Source organism: Enterococcus sp. ZQ21, from assembly GCF_030053755.1.
Lineage (GTDB): Bacteria > Bacillota > Bacilli > Lactobacillales > Enterococcaceae > Enterococcus_B > Enterococcus_B lactis.
Genome location: NZ_CP125658.1, coordinates 182,424 through 197,507 on the forward strand (window position 1 = coordinate 182,424; position 15,084 = coordinate 197,507).

The window sequence follows — 15,084 nt, forward strand, 5'->3', positions numbered from 1 at the left end:
AAGACTGTTTAAGGGAGCCATTGTCATGTTCGAAAAACTCAAACGATTTGGGCGCAATTTTACGCAAACAACGCCCTTTATCTTAAGCAATACGATTATTTTGATTCCTTATCTTTTATTTTTGGGAATAACAGATTCGCATAATTGGCTGACGATTTTGCCGTTTACGCTGTTTTATGCCTTTCGGATGACTGGGCTGTTTTTAGTCAATAGTCTACGATTTGGTCTAGATAGTTACACGTTGCTGATGATCGCTCTGCTGATGGGTGGTACTGGTTCATTACTTGGAATACTAGGCGTATTTTATTTTCCTTTGTTTTATTTTTCAAGTGTTCTTCTAGGGCTGAGTGCAGCATGGCTTGTACCTGCTAATATCACGGTCAATTTCCATGAGAAGACGCAAGGCTTTATCAATATGGATGGGAAAAAATACTTATTTGCAGCTATCTGGCTATTTATCCTGTATCAAGCGATCGGACTGCCTGCACCGACTCAGATTGCAGCAAGCTTTACGATTTATACACTTTTTTACGTCATGGCCTACCATACGGTCAGTCATTATCCGCGTTACGAACTGGATTTCAAAGATATTAAAAGAAACCTAGTGGCTACGCGGGAGCTTGTTTTATTTTTGGTGTTCTTTGGCTTATTGTTTCTTTTGAGAAATGCCCGATTGTTATTCGATGAAAGGCTTTTTGATCTTGCTGTTTATGGTTTCTTGGTGTTGTTCATTGTGTTCGTGTTCGTCTTAGGCCACCAGAAGAAGGAATGGAAGTTGCCAAGTTGGCTGAATCTGTTTACTTTTCTAAACGGAATGCTAGGGAATTTTCTTTTTTTGTTTAGCAGTTTTTATGTTGGCATACTGTACGGATTAGAGAAACTTCCGTTTTATATGTATTTTCCTTATGCTGCCGGTTTGATTGCAGCAAAAATAGTCGGACCATTGATTTTGAAACGTTTATCATGGTCTCCATTGGCTACGCAATTGCTTGGACTGAGTTCTTCTTTGCTGGTCCTCTTGATTCCAAATGGTTTTGCGATAGGTGTCTTTCTGCTTAGTTTCTGGCACGTAGTAACAGGCAGTTGGCTAAATAAGGAATACTATCAAACCGATGTAGCTATTCCAATGGATCGTCGGATTATTGCCAAATACACTACTCAAAATAAAGGAAGTGTGATCCACCAGTTTTTATTGATGACGCTTTTGTCTATTTTAGCAAAAGAAATGGGAGAGCCAATCCATCTACTACTGATCATGCTGAACCATGGAGCAGTGCCGATAGCAAGTGCGCAACTGCTTATTTTAGCCAAATGGATCAATGTCGGTCTTTTAATGAGCGGATTGGTGACTGTATATCATTTATGGAAGAAGGCGAAAAAGAATGAGGCTATTCATTGATGGGGATGGTTCTCCAGTAAAAGACGACGTCATAAAGTTAGGAGAATCCTATGGTCTCGACGTGATTATCGTAACCAGTGTAGATCATTATACGATCAAAGAATACGCTAATCATGTCCAAATCGTCTACGTAGACCGTGGAGCTGATAGTGCAGATTATAAAATCGTCGGTATGGTTAAGAAGAATGACTTTTTGATCACGCAAGATTATGGTTTAGCTTCACTTGTATTGCCGAAGGGTGTTCGAGTATTCCATCACTCTGGAAAAGAATTTGACGAAGCGAATATCGGTACGCTTCTCGAACAACGTTACCATAGTGGGAAGTTAAGAAAAGCTGGCATAAGGACAAAGGGTCCAAAACCTTTTACGGAGAAAGATCATACGGCTTTTCGTCAAGCGTTGAAAAAGGCAATTGACCAAGGTTTACCAAGTACAGAAGATAGTAGGTAACGAAGGTAGTTTACTTGTGCGCGAATACACCAAAAAGGAACAGGGAAACAGGATAAATGGGTTCCTTGTTCCTTTTTTTGTTGTTCTTCGGTACTCGCTCAAAAAACGGTAAAATAGGAGGAGCTATTTTTATTTGGTCGTTCTTATTGCTTGAGACAGAACAGCTTTCTCCCAACTTTTTTCTACTTTTTCCTCTTCTTATACATTTGGATCAATGCATCGATTGCTAAAAAAATAATGACAAATGCGGCAATAGCATACGTAAATATCCCTAATAAGGAAACAACCTCTGCATTTTCTACAGGTGCAGCTTGGACAAGTAGGGAAGATCCTACGATCAATGCAGCTAAAATCATACCGAAAACAAGCCGATTGATCATACTTTCGATCCTGCTCAATAATTTGTCTTGCTTTTTTAATTCCAAATTGACTTTTCCTTGTCCCGAAGTCCACATTTCTAATAGATGATGGAGCTGTTGTGGAATCTTAGGCGCAGCCTTCATTCCCTCTAATAGGTCTAATCCACTTTGTTTCAATGTATCTTCTACATCCAAATGGGTGAGAAAGTAATGTTGGGCAAAAGGCGAAGCAACTTCCATGAGGGAAACTTCAGGGTCAAGGACACGGATCACCCCTTCTAATGTCCCAAATGCTTTCAGCAAAAGCGTGATATCACGGTCGAACTGCAGATTATTTTGATGACAGATCATCACGACTTGTGCGAATACTTCTTGCAAGTTGATTTCATCAATAGGGGAATCATAATATTGTTCAAGAAAACTTGTCAGTTCTTGATGAAACCGACTTTCATCAAATAAGCCTTCCTGCTGACAAAGTCGAAGGACCGCTTTTTCGATTCGATAAGCATCTTTCGTATACAGCGCTAAAACGGCTTGTGTGAGCTTTTGCCTAAGACCTGCAGAAAGATGCCCCATCATGCCAAAATCAATGTAGTTGACCGTATATGGCGCAACAGGGTCTTCTGTAGAAGTAGAGGCTCGAAAAGCAAAGGGACCGAACTCTTTTTCATGAACTGTTTCAGCTGTTCGGCGAGCTCGTGTCTGTTCTTCTTTTGTTAGCACATGGAACAGCAAATTCCCCGGATGAGGATCAGCATGGAAAAAACCATCATCAAACACCTGTTTCATAAAGTTCTCAACTAAAAGCTTTGCAACTTCTTGTTTCAGCTGCTTGTTTTGAATACCGGTGATAAAAGTTTCTGTTCCGTTTTCGGCATTCATCAAATGATTCAAGTTTTTACCAGACATTTCTTCCATCACGATCACTTTTTTCGAACAAAAAGCGTCATAAATTTTGGGGCTGCGGATCTCTTTCCAGCCATTGTTCTTTTGATAGAATTGTTCGCCATTTTGACTTTCTTTTAAGAAGTCCATTTCATTGATCAAGGAACGTTTTACTTCTTGGAGTACCCCTTTTAGATCAACGACGCTAGTTTCAGGAATGTATTTGATCAAAGGGATTGCACGTTCAAATAGTTGAAGATCAAGGCGGATCTCTTCGGCAATGTTAGGGTGTTGGATCTTAACAACTACCGCGTCACCGCTTTTCAGCTTGGCACGGTGCGCCTGTCCCATAGAAGCGGAAGCAAAAGGTGATTTGGAAAAATCATCGAATATATCTGATACTGAAAGAGAAAGTTCCGTTTCAATCGTCCTTTTGACCGTTGAAAATGTGTCGCTAGGTACACTGTCTTGTAATGTTTTGAATGTCTGAGTGAAGGCAGAGGAAAGCAAGTCCTCCCGAACAGAAAGCATCTGTCCTATCTTGATGAAGGTGGGTCCTAATTCTTCAAAGGCTTTTTTTACCTGTTCGGGATTTTTTTGCTGTACAAAGTTTGGCACTACATTGTAGTTGATGAACACTCGAATGATTTCTGCCAAGCGGCTGCGTGGATTTGTTTGCGCCATCATCATCCCTCCTTTCCTTTATCATAACTTTTTATAAAAAACGGGACAAATAATCTAGCTGACAAAAAATAAATGACGTTTGTTCTTTTAGAAACCAACTCGTTTTTTTATAAATAAGTTATTCGTTTATTTTTGTTTTGTGCTAAAATATGAGAGTAAATCACTGAACGATTTAGAATACAGGAGGACAATCTTTTGAAGATTACTTTACTATATGGCGGACGCAGCGCAGAGCATGAAGTGTCCATTCTTTCCGCATTTTCAGTTTTAAATGCCATTTATTATAATTATTACCAAGTTCAACTCGTATTTATTACAAAAGAAGGACAATGGGTCAAAGGTCCATTACTAACAGAAAAACCTGCCAGCAAAGATGTCTTGCATCTTTCATGGGACCCAAGTGGACAGACAGAGGAAGGCTTTACAGGAAAAGTGATCAATCCGGGCGAAATCAAAGAAGAAGGAGCCATCGTTTTTCCAGTTTTACATGGGCCAAACGGAGAAGATGGAACGATCCAAGGCTTCTTAGAGACATTGAATATGCCTTATGTCGGCGCAGGCGTATTGACCAGTGCATGTGCCATGGATAAAATCATGACCAAATATATTTTACAAGCTGCTGGTGTGCCACAAGTTCCTTATGTACCAGTACTTAAGAATCAATGGAAAGAAAATCCTAAAAAAGTATTTGATCAATGTGAAGGTTCTTTGCTTTATCCGATGTTTGTCAAACCGGCGAATATGGGTTCTAGTGTCGGTATTACAAAAGCAGAAAACCGCGAAGAATTGCAAAATGCTTTAGCAACAGCCTATCAGTATGATTCTCGAGCAATCGTTGAACAAGGAATTGAAGCGCGCGAAATCGAAGTTGCTGTATTAGGAAATGAAGATGTTCGGACGACTTTGCCTGGTGAAGTCGTAAAAGACGTAGCATTCTATGATTATGAAGCCAAATATATCAATAATAAAATCGAAATGCAGATTCCAGCCGAAGTGCCGGAAGAAGTTTATCAAAAAGCGCAAGAGTACGCGAAGTTAGCTTACACGATGTTAGGCGGAAGCGGATTGAGCCGGTGTGATTTCTTTTTGACAAATAAAAATGAATTATTCCTGAATGAATTAAATTCTATGCCAGGATTTACGGAGTTCAGTATGTACCCACTCTTATGGGAAAACATGGGCTTGAAATACGGTGATTTGATTGAAGAACTGATTCAATTAGGAATGAATCGATACCATCAGCGTCAATCTTTTTTTGAAAAAAATGAATAAAGAGAAATAAAGAAGAAGCTGGAGTGATTGCGTAACCGCGTTCATTCTAGCTTCTAAATACGAATAGAGAAATTTACTTGGAAGTGAGAGTCATGCGAACCCGCCGTTTAGGCCAAACGCTTTTTTCACAACCTTTTTTAGGAGAGATCTCAATGAATCTAACAATACAAGAAATTGCACAAGCCGTGGGCAGCGAATGCTCTGCACTGACAAAGATTACCAATGTCGAATTTGACAGCCGGAAGATAACCGAAGGAAGTTTATTCGTTCCTCTTGTCGGTACGCGAGATGGACATGAATTTATCCAGCAAGCGATCACAAACGGCGCATCTGCTTCATTTTGGAGCTTGCCTGTTGAACAAGCACCAAAAGATTTTCCAGTTATCCCTGTAGCAGATCCTTTGAAAGCCATGCAGCAATTGGCAACCTATTACTTGGAAAAAGTAGGCGCAGAAGTCGTTGCAATTACAGGAAGCAATGGTAAAACAACCACGAAAGATCTAACCGCGTCTGTCTTGTCTGAAAAATACAAAACATATAAGACGCAAGGAAATTACAACAATAATATTGGTCTTCCTTACACGATTTTGCACATGCCGCAAGATACAGAAAAAATCGTTTTGGAAATGGGCATGGATCACGCCAATGAAATCACAGAACTTTCACTTATGGCTCAACCAAAAGCTGCAGCAATCACAATGATCGGTGAAGCACACATAGAAAATCTTGGGTCGCGAGAAGGAATCGCTAAAGCCAAAATGGAAATCACTGACGGACTTGTACCAGACGGATTACTCGTTGTGCCCGCAGATGAACCGTTGCTGACACCTTTAACGGCAACATTAGTACAAACAGTCACAACATTCGGTATTGGAAATGGCGATGTTCATGCAGAAGTGACAGCAGAAGGAAAAGCGCAAACCGATTTTGTAGTAGAAGGAGAAACATTTACGATCCCGCTGCCTGGAAGTTATAATGTAACGAATGCTTTGATTGCGTATACGATCGGGCGCTTCTTTGGACTGTCCATACCTGAGATACGCCAAGGGCTCGCTCATGTTTCTATCACACAAAACAGAACTGAATGGCTAACGGCAGGAAATGGTGCAGCTATTTTGAGCGATGTCTACAATGCAAATCCAACAGCCATGGGACTAGTATTAGATACTTTTAAAAATCTGCCAACAAAAGGGCGCAGAATCGCTGTGTTAGCAGATATGCTGGAATTAGGGAAAGATTCATTAAACATGCATGCGCAAATGAGTGAACATATCGATCCTGAGAAATTTGCCATGATTTTCTTGTACGGGGAACAAATGCATGCATTAAAAGAAGACTTGAATCAAAAATATCCGCAACTACCTGTGTTCTATTTTGAAAAAGAAAAGAATAAATTGATTGAAGCTGTCAAACAAAATCTTGAATCAACAGACAGTATTATGCTGAAAGGCAGCAACAGCATGGGCTTATTCGAAGTAGTAGAACAGCTTCAGCAAATGAAATAAAAATCTGTAAACTTGCAGAAAATGAAAAGCTATGTTAGAATAACCTATTGCCGAAAGATGAAGAGAAATTGGACTGGTTTTGCCATGGAAGCAACTTGTCGAAACCAGATGTCATAATCATGATAAAGCTGAACGCGACCCGTTTGGCTTTTCTAATGCCTAAACTTCGCAAAGTGATTTTTCGGTGGTGCCACAGGGGCTAAGAATGGGTAAAAACGTGCGTGGCCACTGTCAAAAAGAAACAATACACTTTGACCGAACAAATCGACGGGGTAGCAAAAAAGCTACATCCTCAGTTAACAACCATATAGGAGGATTCATTTGAAATTTAAAGAACTAGAATTATCACCAGAATTGTTGAAATCAGTCGAACGTGCTGGTTTTGAAGAAGCAACACCTATCCAAGCAGAAACGATTCCGCTAGCATTAGCTGGAAAAGACGTTATTGGACAAGCTCAGACAGGTACAGGGAAAACAGCTGCATTTGGATTACCAATGTTAGAAAAAATCGATCCAGATCGTCACGAATTACAAGGTCTGGTTATCGCACCAACACGTGAATTAGCTATCCAAACACAAGAAGAACTATATCGTTTAGGGCGCGACAAAAAAGTGCGTGTGCAAGCCGTCTACGGTGGAGCAGATATTGGCCGTCAGATCCGTGGCTTGAAAGATCGTCCACATATCGTTGTGGGTACACCAGGACGTATGCTTGACCACATCAACCGCCATACATTGAAGCTTGGAACTGTTCAAACATTAGTCTTGGATGAAGCAGATGAAATGTTGAATATGGGCTTCTTGGAAGATATCGAAAAAATCATTTCTCAAGTTCCTGAGCAAAGACAAACATTACTTTTCTCAGCAACAATGCCGCCAGCCATCAAGAATATCGGCGTTAAATTCATGAAAAGTCCACATCATGTGAAGATCAAAGCGAAAGAAATGACAGCTGACTTGATCGATCAATACTATGTCCGCGCAAAAGAATACGAAAAATTTGATATCATGACTCGCTTGTTTGATGTTCAAACACCGGAACTAACAATCGTCTTCGGACGTACAAAACGCCGCGTAGATGAATTGGCACGCGGATTAGAAGCACGTGGTTATCGTGCAGAAGGAATCCATGGCGATTTGTCTCAACAAAAACGGATGAGCGTATTGCGTTCATTCAAGAACGGTCATTTAGATATCCTTGTAGCGACAGACGTTGCCGCACGTGGATTAGATATCTCAGGTGTCACTCATGTGTACAACTATGATATCCCTCAAGATCCAGAAAGCTACGTTCACCGTATCGGACGTACAGGTCGTGCCGGAAAAGGCGGTATGTCTGTGACTTTCGTTACACCAAATGAAATGGACTACTTGCATGTGATCGAAAACTTGACGAAAAAACGGATGACGACTTTACGTCCGCCAACTGAAAAAGAAGCATTCAAAGGTCAATTAGGTGCTGCAGTTGAACAAATCGAAACAAAACTTGCAGAAAACGGTCTAGATAAATACCTGCAAACAGCAGATAAATTATTAGAAGAATATTCTGCACAAGATTTGGTTGCATTACTGCTGAAAACGACAGCAAAAGATCCAGCTGATGCAGTACCAGTGAAGATCACACCAGAACGTCCATTGCCAATGCAGAAAAAAGGATACAACAAAAATGGCAAACGTGGCGGCGGAAACAACCGTAATCGTCGTGACGGCGGGAATTATCGTGGAAACAAATCAAAAGGCGGTTATAGCAAAAATAATAACAGCCAAAAAGATGGCGGTAAACGTCACAATGATAAAAAACGCGGATTTGTGATCCGTTCAAATAACGATTAAACCTAAAATGAAAGTTTCTCTGTTTTAAGAGAAACTTTCATTTTTGTTATTTGTGGACTTATTTGTGGCAAAATGGTTATAATTTGGTAGAATGAGAGTGTTCTAAATTTATTGAAAAGAGAAAAGCATATGATAAAAGGAATTGGGATCGATGCAGTCGAATTGTCTAGGATCACTCGGCTGATCGAAGAAAAACCAAAATTCATTGCACGAATCTTGACCTCTGAAGAAACGAAACTGTTCCAGTCCTTGCCTTTTCATCGCCAAGTAGAATTTTTAGGCGGGCGTTACGCCTGTAAAGAAGCTTTCTCTAAAGCTTGGGGAACGGGGATCGGGAAAGTTACCTTTCAAGATATCGAGATTTTAAAAAATGAAAACGGTCAGCCCGTTGTTACGCGTTCCCCTCATGAAGGCAATGTATGGGTCAGTATTACTCACACAAATGAAACAGCTTTTGCACAAATTATTTTGGAAGACTAGAAAGAAGGAAAAATGATGGTTGTCGCTTGGCACCGCCCAACGAAAGCAGTGATACATAAAAAAGCTATAACTGAAAATGTAGCAAATGAAGTGGCAAGACTTCCGCAAGGGAAAGAATTGTTTGCAGTAGTAAAAGCAAACGGATACGGTCATGGAGCTGTAGAGACAGCTGAAGCAGCAGTTGCTGGTGGAGCTTCGGGCTTTTGTGTTTCAAATTTAGATGAAGGAGTCGAGTTGAGAGAAGCTGGATTTACTCAGCCCATCCTTATCTTGAACATGGTTCCTTACGACGCACTGGCTTTAGCTGTTGCTCATGATTTGTCAGTAACTGCAGGTACCCGGGAATGGTTGCAGGCAGCAGCTGCTATTTTAGAGGAAAGTAAGCTAGAGATGCCTCTTTCGATCCATTTAAAAGCAGATACTGGGATGGGGCGTATCGGTTTTTGTACACCTGAAGAAGTAAAAGAGGCAGCTGCATTCATCAGAGAAAGTCGTGTATTAGAATGGGAAGGATTATTTACCCATTTTTCTACAGCAGATCAATCAGACGATACGTATTGGAATCTGCAAAAGGAACGCTTTATGGAAGTGCTAAAAAAACTTTCTGAACTTCCTCGATATGTACATGTCAGTAACAGTGCAACGGCTTTATGGCATGATGAAACAATCGGCAATATGATTCGTTATGGAGTAGCAATGTACGGACTGAACCCATCTGGACATGCACTACCGGAAGTTTATCCGTTACAGCCAGCGCTTGAACTGGTTTCTGAATTGATCCAAGTCAAAAAACTCCCAGCAGGTGAAGGAATCGGCTACGGGGAAACATATATCACTCCTGAAGCAGAATGGATCGGAACGATACCGATCGGTTATGCAGATGGCTGGCTACGAAAGATGCAAGGTTTTTCTTTATTGGTAGAAGGAAACTATTGTGAAACGATTGGACGTGTATGTATGGATCAACTGATGATCCGATTGCCTCAAGAATTTCCGGTCGGAACAAAAGTGACGCTTATCGGCAAAAATGCAGACAAAGAAATCACTATGCAAGATGTAGCAGATCAATTAGGTACGATCCACTATGAAGTGGCATGCGGATTAGGACAGCGGATACCAAGAGAATATCAAGAATAAGGAGGATCCTATGGTAAAAAGAGGAGATATTTATTTTGCTGATCTTTCTCCAGTCGTGGGATCGGAGCAAGGCGGAACACGTCCAGTTTTGGTTATTCAAAATAATCTAGGTAACCATTTCAGCCCGACGATCATTGTTGCGGCTATAACGGCAAAAATGGCTAAGCCTAAGCTTCCGACTCACATTGGGATCAAAGCTACTGGAACAGGAATAGAAAGAGACTCCGTTATCCTGTTGGAGCAGATCAGAACGATCGATAAATCAAGATTGAAAGAAAAAGTCTGCCATTTGGATCGTCCAATTATGGCAGAAGTTGACCGAGCATTAAAAATTAGTGTGGGCATTGAGGCACTCACTCCTGTTACTAAATAAGTATAGCGAAGTAACCATGCAGCCTTTACATATAAAAAAAGGACCAACTGTGCGTAAAAAAAGATACGTCCGCTTCTAGTACCAGCATTTCTGCTAGAAGAAGCGAACGTATCTTTTTTGATGATCCAAGGAGTGGTCCATGCGCCCTCCTCCTTTACAGCCAGACTTGGACTACCAGCTGGCTTTTTTTACTCCTGGAATCAAACCTTTATGTGCTAACTCACGGAATTTTATACGGGACATCCCGAATTTACGCATGTATCCGCGAGGTCGTCCATCGATTAGATCGCGATTTTTCAACCGTTCTGGACGAGCATCTAAAGGAAGTTTACGCAAGCCTTCATAATCTTTTTGCGCTTTTAATTCCTGACGTAAAGCAGCATAGCGTTCAATCGTTTCTTGCTGTTTTTTTGCTTTGGCAATCTTTGATTTTTTAGCCATCAACAAATTCCTCCAATTTTTTTATTAGCGTAAATCGTAATCTTTACGCTTTTAGATGAATAATTTAACACGATACGCGAAAAAAAACAACTATTTTGTTTTGGATCATGTTCCAAATCGAAAAGACATTTTTTTTGTCTAAATAAAGGCATGAACGTAAACTTAAAGAAAAAGGGAGATGGTAACCATGCGAAGATTTGCAATTAACGGTTACGGAGAAGCGCAAGATGTTTTTGAAGAAATCGATGCTCATCCCAGAAAAGTCGATTCCGGACATATTCGTGTAGAAATAAAAGCATTCAGCGTGAATCCGTATGATGTTGCCTTGCGTTCAGGAGAGATGAAAGAGATACGAACATTGAAATTCCCTTATGTACTAGGTAATGATGGCGCTGGTATCGTGACAGAGATTGGTTCAGATGTCACAACTGTTCATGTAGGTGATCGAGTAGCTGTCCATGCAGTCGGCGGGACTTACGGAGAAGAAGTCGTACTGCCATCAGCAAAAGCAGCAAAAATTCCAGATGAAATGAGTTGGGAAGAAGCAGCCGGAATGGTCACACCCGGGATTACGGCGTACAATCTAATCAATCATTTGACGGAAATCCAGCCGACAGATACAGTGATGGTTCTAGGTGCCTCAGGTGCGGTCGGGTCTAGTCTGATCCAGCTTCTCCACGAAAAGGGTATCCGAATCTTAACCAGTGCCTCTAGTAAAAACGAAGAAAAAGTAAGGAAACTAGGAGCTTCAGCATTTGCTGCTTATGATAAAACAGATCCAGGTATGCAATTTGCTGATCAAGCAGACCTTGTGATTGATGCCACGAAAGGAAGCATCAAAGGAGAAACCGGCATCCATATCCTGAAACCAGGTGGGAGATATGTTGCATTAAATGACCTCCCAGACCTAGATTTGCGGCAAAAAAAGGAAGGCTTTTATGAATCATTTGTTCCAAGAAAGGAATATCAAGATGCAGAAGCCTTTGCTGGCATAATCAAAGCCTATCAAAAAGGTGCCTTTCATATTTTTATTTCAATGAATCTGTCTGCTTCCCTTGCACATGTCATCCAAGCACATCAGCAAGTTGAAGGGCATCCTCCTGCTGGGAAAATCATTTTGTCATTCGAAAAGTAAGAAATATAGGAATAAAAAATGAAAAAAGCTGAAACATTTTTGTAGGGGCAAAGACCAAAAAAGTGTTTTAGCTTTTTTGCGTATACGTATAATAGATAAAAACTTTGGCATAAAATTATCTTTCCCTTTTATTTCATGATAAAGTAAAGGCTGTAATCCTTAATTATTTCTCAATATGTAAGAGATTACAATGAGACAATTGCCGTGATATGTCCAAAAATTCGACTTTTTTGAAAAAAGCCGATTGAAAAAAGTATGAAATACATGGTAAAGTAATTCAGCTGAAAAAAGAAGAAGGGGGAGAACTATGCAGTCAATCAAAAATACACTTCGTTTATATTTGCTTGACTGGAAACGGATTTTCAAAAACCCGATTGCTACACTTTTGATCATTGCGATCATGATCATCCCTTCGCTATATGCGTGGTTTAACATTAAAGCACTATGGGATCCATATGGAAATACTGGAGAGCTGCCAATTGCTGTTTACAGTGCAGACAAGCCAGCAGAGTTTCAAGGTAAAGAAGTGGCCATTGGGAAGCAAGTCATCGAATCGCTTCATAAAAATAAACAATTAGGATGGCAATTCGTTGATTCAAAAGAGCAATTAGAAGACGGAGTCCGTTCCGGAAAGTATTACGCAGGTATTTACCTGCCAAAGGATTTCTCAGAAGATCTGCTGAGTTTTACTAGTGGTGACATCAAGAAACCGAAAATCGAATATACGGTAAATGAAAAAATCAATGCGATTGCACCGAAAATCACCGATAAAGGAGCAAGTTCGATCCAATCGCAAATCACAAATGAATTTATCAAAACAGCCAGTTCGACTTTATTGAAAGTATTCAATGAAATAGGTTACGACATCGATACGAACCTAGTAAGTATCAATAAAGTCAAAGATATGATTTTATCAACAGATGAAAATCTGGACACGATCGACGGCTACACAAAGCAAGTCCTCGAATTACAAAGTCAACTACCTGACATTAAAGAAAAACTGAATAAAGCAAATGAATTCGTGGATTACATCCCTAAAGTAGACGAGATGGGCGAAAAAGTCGTTGCATTGAATGACAAAATGCCTGAATTGAAAGACCAAGCAAAAATCATCCTTGATTTGCAAGAAAAAATCCCAGAGATCCAAAATGCCGGTAAACAACTAGCAGAGATCGACGGTGATTTTGCTTCGATCCAAGAGACAATGAATCAAGGAATTGACGAAGCAAAACAAGGCTTGACGATCATCCAACAAGTACAAGATATCTTGCCAGATGTGAAAAATTTAGAAAACCAGGCAAGTGATTTAGCAAACCAAACAAAATCAGGTGCCTCTCAGCTGAAAGATGCGATACCAAGCATCACAAACAGTGTAGATGTTACATTGAAGTCAATTGGACAAGTGGCAACAACGACAGGTTCGCTAGCTGAGACGATCAATGCAGCTGTCCAAGATAACCAACTAAGTGAAAAAGAAAAAGAAGATATCGGGAATGTATTAAACAGTTTTATCAACAGTATTCCTCAACAACAAAATGCAATCGATAAACTGGTCGAGTTCCTGACTAAATTGCAAACAAGTGCTGGAAATACGAAATTGCAGCCAGTTATTGATCAGCTAAATCAATTGAAACCCTTGCTAGGCGATTTGCAAAGTCGTCTCACTGATTTGAACACAGCTGTTCAAGAAGGGAACACGGATAGAGTTACTGATTTATTAAAACAAGTACAAACTGCTGCTGAAAATGTTAATGATATCGTTACTGGTATCAAGACGGATCAAGTCAGCTCCACCGTCACTTCTCTACTAGACCAAGTCATCGATACGATTGGGACTGCACAAGGCGCACTGAGCAAAGCGGACCAGATCGACTTTGATTCGCTTCTCAGCTCAACGAAAGCAACTGTAACAAATGCAGTGGCAATCTTAGAAAAATATCAAAAAGAAATGCCTGCAATTGGACAAGAAATCCACGATGCCAATACAATGTTGAATGGCAATATGGAGACCATCCTCAATGGCATCAATGAAGGGGCAGACCTATACAACAATGAATTACCGATCCTTCAGCAAAAATTAGGGTTGGCCGCTGATTTTATCCAAAATGATTGGCCCGCACTAAAAAATGAAATCACCGGTACATTGACAACAGTAAATGAAAAAATGCCAGAAGTCGAAACAGCTGTGAACGCTGCTGCGGACTTGATCAACAATGACTGGCCAAATATCAAAGCTGGTATCCAAAAAGCAGCAGATGCGATCCGAAAAGGCGAACAGGAAGTTGATCTAGGCGAAGTCATCAAATTATTGAAACTAGATGCAACAAAAGAAAGTGACTTCTTTACACAACCTGTTGAGCTGCAAACCAATGCGCTCTATCCAATCGCAAATAACGGTTCAGCTAGCACCCCATTTTATACTGCACTATGTCTGTGGGTCGGCGCTGTTCTTCTTTCAAGTGTTGCTACGACAGAATACTATTTAGGAAAGAAAGACCGAAACAATTTTACGAAACGAGAACAATTCGTTGCTCGTATGCTGACATTCTTGACAATGGCAATCGCGCAAAGCTTGATTGTTACATTAGGGAATATTTTCTTACTAGGAGTAGATGTCCAAAATCCAGTTTACAGCGTGTCATTTGCTGTCTTGATCGCCTTAGCGTTCATGATGATCGTTTACGTCTTGGCTGCATTATTCGATAATGTCGGTAAAGGGATCGCTATCATCATTTTAGTACTGTCAATCTCTGGTGGAGGCGGGAACTATCCGATCCAAGTCTCAGGAAAATTCTTCCAAATGATCAATCCGTTCTTGCCATTTACGCATGCGGTAAACTTGTTGCGAGAATCTGCAGGAGGCATTTATTGGCCAAATGCTACGAATGCAATCTGGATCATGGTCGGTTTGTTTGTTGTCTTTGGAGTCGTAGGAACGGCAGTCTATCCGTTCATCGAAGAAAAAATGACGAAATTCAAAGAAGCGGCGCACGAGAGCCATATTTTTCATTAAAGAAAAGAGGGTGTGAGATCAGCGTTTTGAGCTAATACCGAGGGTCAGCTGATGGAACACCGTGTACCAAGAGGTTGTGAAAAAGCTGTTCTGCATAAAGTAATAAGAATGACCAAA

General features: G+C 40.5%; 12 protein-coding genes. 10 read left to right on the forward strand and 2 right to left on the reverse strand.

From position 1 onward, the window contains the following. Window positions 1-25 precede the first annotated feature (25 nt). Together QK255_RS00910 and QK255_RS00915 are read left to right on the forward strand one after the other, a co-directional pair. Window positions 26-1,399 (forward strand): hypothetical protein, encoded by a 1,374-nt coding sequence (locus tag QK255_RS00910; protein ID WP_002293429.1) that lies wholly within the window; start codon window positions 26-28, stop codon window positions 1,397-1,399. Then, complete coding sequence (locus QK255_RS00915) at window positions 1,383-1,850, forward strand: YaiI/YqxD family protein (RefSeq protein ID WP_002293427.1); 468 nt, start codon at window positions 1,383-1,385, stop codon at window positions 1,848-1,850. Before QK255_RS00910 ends, QK255_RS00915 begins: the two co-directional genes overlap by 17 nt. A 182-nt stretch (window positions 1,851-2,032) precedes the next feature. Here the strand turns inward: QK255_RS00915 and QK255_RS00920 are convergent, their stop codons facing one another. Beyond that, on the reverse strand, window positions 2,033-3,778 hold the full coding sequence (locus QK255_RS00920) for an ABC1 kinase family protein (protein WP_002336146.1): 1,746 nt from the start codon (window positions 3,776-3,778) through the stop codon (window positions 2,033-2,035). A 195-nt stretch (window positions 3,779-3,973) separates the two neighbouring features. On the opposite strand from QK255_RS00920, the gene QK255_RS00925 reads away from it, so the two are divergent. The 6 genes from QK255_RS00925 to QK255_RS00950 all read left to right on the forward strand — a co-directional run bounded on the left by QK255_RS00925 (window position 3,974) and on the right by QK255_RS00950 (window position 10,378). Next, window positions 3,974-5,050 carry a D-alanine--D-alanine ligase gene (locus QK255_RS00925; RefSeq protein WP_002293424.1) on the forward strand — a complete coding sequence of 359 codons (1,077 nt, stop codon included), beginning with the start codon at window positions 3,974-3,976 and terminating at the stop codon, window positions 5,048-5,050. A 152-nt stretch (window positions 5,051-5,202) separates the two neighbouring features. Further along, window positions 5,203-6,555, forward strand: a complete 1,353-nt coding sequence (locus QK255_RS00930; RefSeq protein ID WP_002293421.1) for a UDP-N-acetylmuramoyl-tripeptide--D-alanyl-D-alanine ligase — start codon at window positions 5,203-5,205, stop codon at window positions 6,553-6,555. Between the two features lie 321 nt (window positions 6,556-6,876). Then, window positions 6,877-8,388 (forward strand): degradosome RNA helicase CshA, encoded by a 1,512-nt coding sequence (gene cshA, locus QK255_RS00935; protein WP_002293419.1) that lies wholly within the window; start codon window positions 6,877-6,879, stop codon window positions 8,386-8,388. Between the two features lie 129 nt (window positions 8,389-8,517). Next, complete coding sequence (gene acpS, locus QK255_RS00940) at window positions 8,518-8,868, forward strand: holo-ACP synthase (protein ID WP_002293418.1); 351 nt, start codon at window positions 8,518-8,520, stop codon at window positions 8,866-8,868. A 15-nt stretch (window positions 8,869-8,883) separates the two neighbouring features. Beyond that, window positions 8,884-10,005, forward strand: coding sequence for an alanine racemase (alr, locus tag QK255_RS00945; protein ID WP_002329725.1), 1,122 nt, complete (start codon window positions 8,884-8,886; stop codon window positions 10,003-10,005). 10 nt (window positions 10,006-10,015) lie between these two features. Next, a complete protein-coding gene (locus tag QK255_RS00950; RefSeq protein WP_002289874.1) occupies window positions 10,016-10,378 on the forward strand; it encodes a type II toxin-antitoxin system PemK/MazF family toxin in 363 nt (120 codons plus the stop codon). 171 nt (window positions 10,379-10,549) lie between these two features. On the opposite strand, the gene rpsN is transcribed toward QK255_RS00950, so the two are convergent. Further along, entirely contained in the window at window positions 10,550-10,819 is a 270-nt protein-coding gene (gene rpsN / locus QK255_RS00955; RefSeq protein WP_002293413.1) for a 30S ribosomal protein S14, read from the reverse strand. A gap of 187 nt (window positions 10,820-11,006) precedes the next feature. On the opposite strand from rpsN, the gene QK255_RS00960 reads away from it, so the two are divergent. Both QK255_RS00960 and QK255_RS00965 read left to right on the forward strand, forming a co-directional pair. Next, a complete protein-coding gene (locus QK255_RS00960) occupies window positions 11,007-11,954 on the forward strand; it encodes an NADP-dependent oxidoreductase (protein ID WP_002293412.1) in 948 nt (315 codons plus the stop codon). Window positions 11,955-12,261: 307 nt separating this feature from the next. Further along, the gene (locus QK255_RS00965) at window positions 12,262-14,967 is read left to right on the forward strand and encodes a YhgE/Pip domain-containing protein (protein WP_002293411.1); all 2,706 of its coding nucleotides are present in this window, start codon (window positions 12,262-12,264) and stop codon (window positions 14,965-14,967) included. The last annotated feature ends 117 nt before the right edge of the window (window positions 14,968-15,084 follow it).

Excerpts from the sequence above, each read along its gene's own strand:
- QK255_RS00910 (WP_002293429.1), top strand. The coding sequence starts at position 26 with ATGTTCGAAAAACTCAAACGATTTGGGCGCAATTTTACGCAAACAACG.
- QK255_RS00915 (WP_002293427.1), top strand. The coding sequence starts at position 1,383 with ATGAGGCTATTCATTGATGGGGATGGTTCTCCAGTAAAAGACGACGTC.
- QK255_RS00920 (WP_002336146.1), bottom strand. The coding sequence starts at position 3,778 with ATGGCGCAAACAAATCCACGCAGCCGCTTGGCAGAAATCATTCGAGTG.
- QK255_RS00930 (WP_002293421.1), top strand. The coding sequence starts at position 5,203 with ATGAATCTAACAATACAAGAAATTGCACAAGCCGTGGGCAGCGAATGC.
- acpS (WP_002293418.1), top strand. The coding sequence starts at position 8,518 with ATGATAAAAGGAATTGGGATCGATGCAGTCGAATTGTCTAGGATCACT.
- alr (WP_002329725.1), top strand. The coding sequence starts at position 8,884 with ATGGTTGTCGCTTGGCACCGCCCAACGAAAGCAGTGATACATAAAAAA.
- QK255_RS00950 (WP_002289874.1), top strand. The coding sequence starts at position 10,016 with ATGGTAAAAAGAGGAGATATTTATTTTGCTGATCTTTCTCCAGTCGTG.
- rpsN (WP_002293413.1), bottom strand. The coding sequence starts at position 10,819 with ATGGCTAAAAAATCAAAGATTGCCAAAGCAAAAAAACAGCAAGAAACG.
- QK255_RS00960 (WP_002293412.1), top strand. The coding sequence starts at position 11,007 with ATGCGAAGATTTGCAATTAACGGTTACGGAGAAGCGCAAGATGTTTTT.
- QK255_RS00965 (WP_002293411.1), top strand. The coding sequence starts at position 12,262 with ATGCAGTCAATCAAAAATACACTTCGTTTATATTTGCTTGACTGGAAA.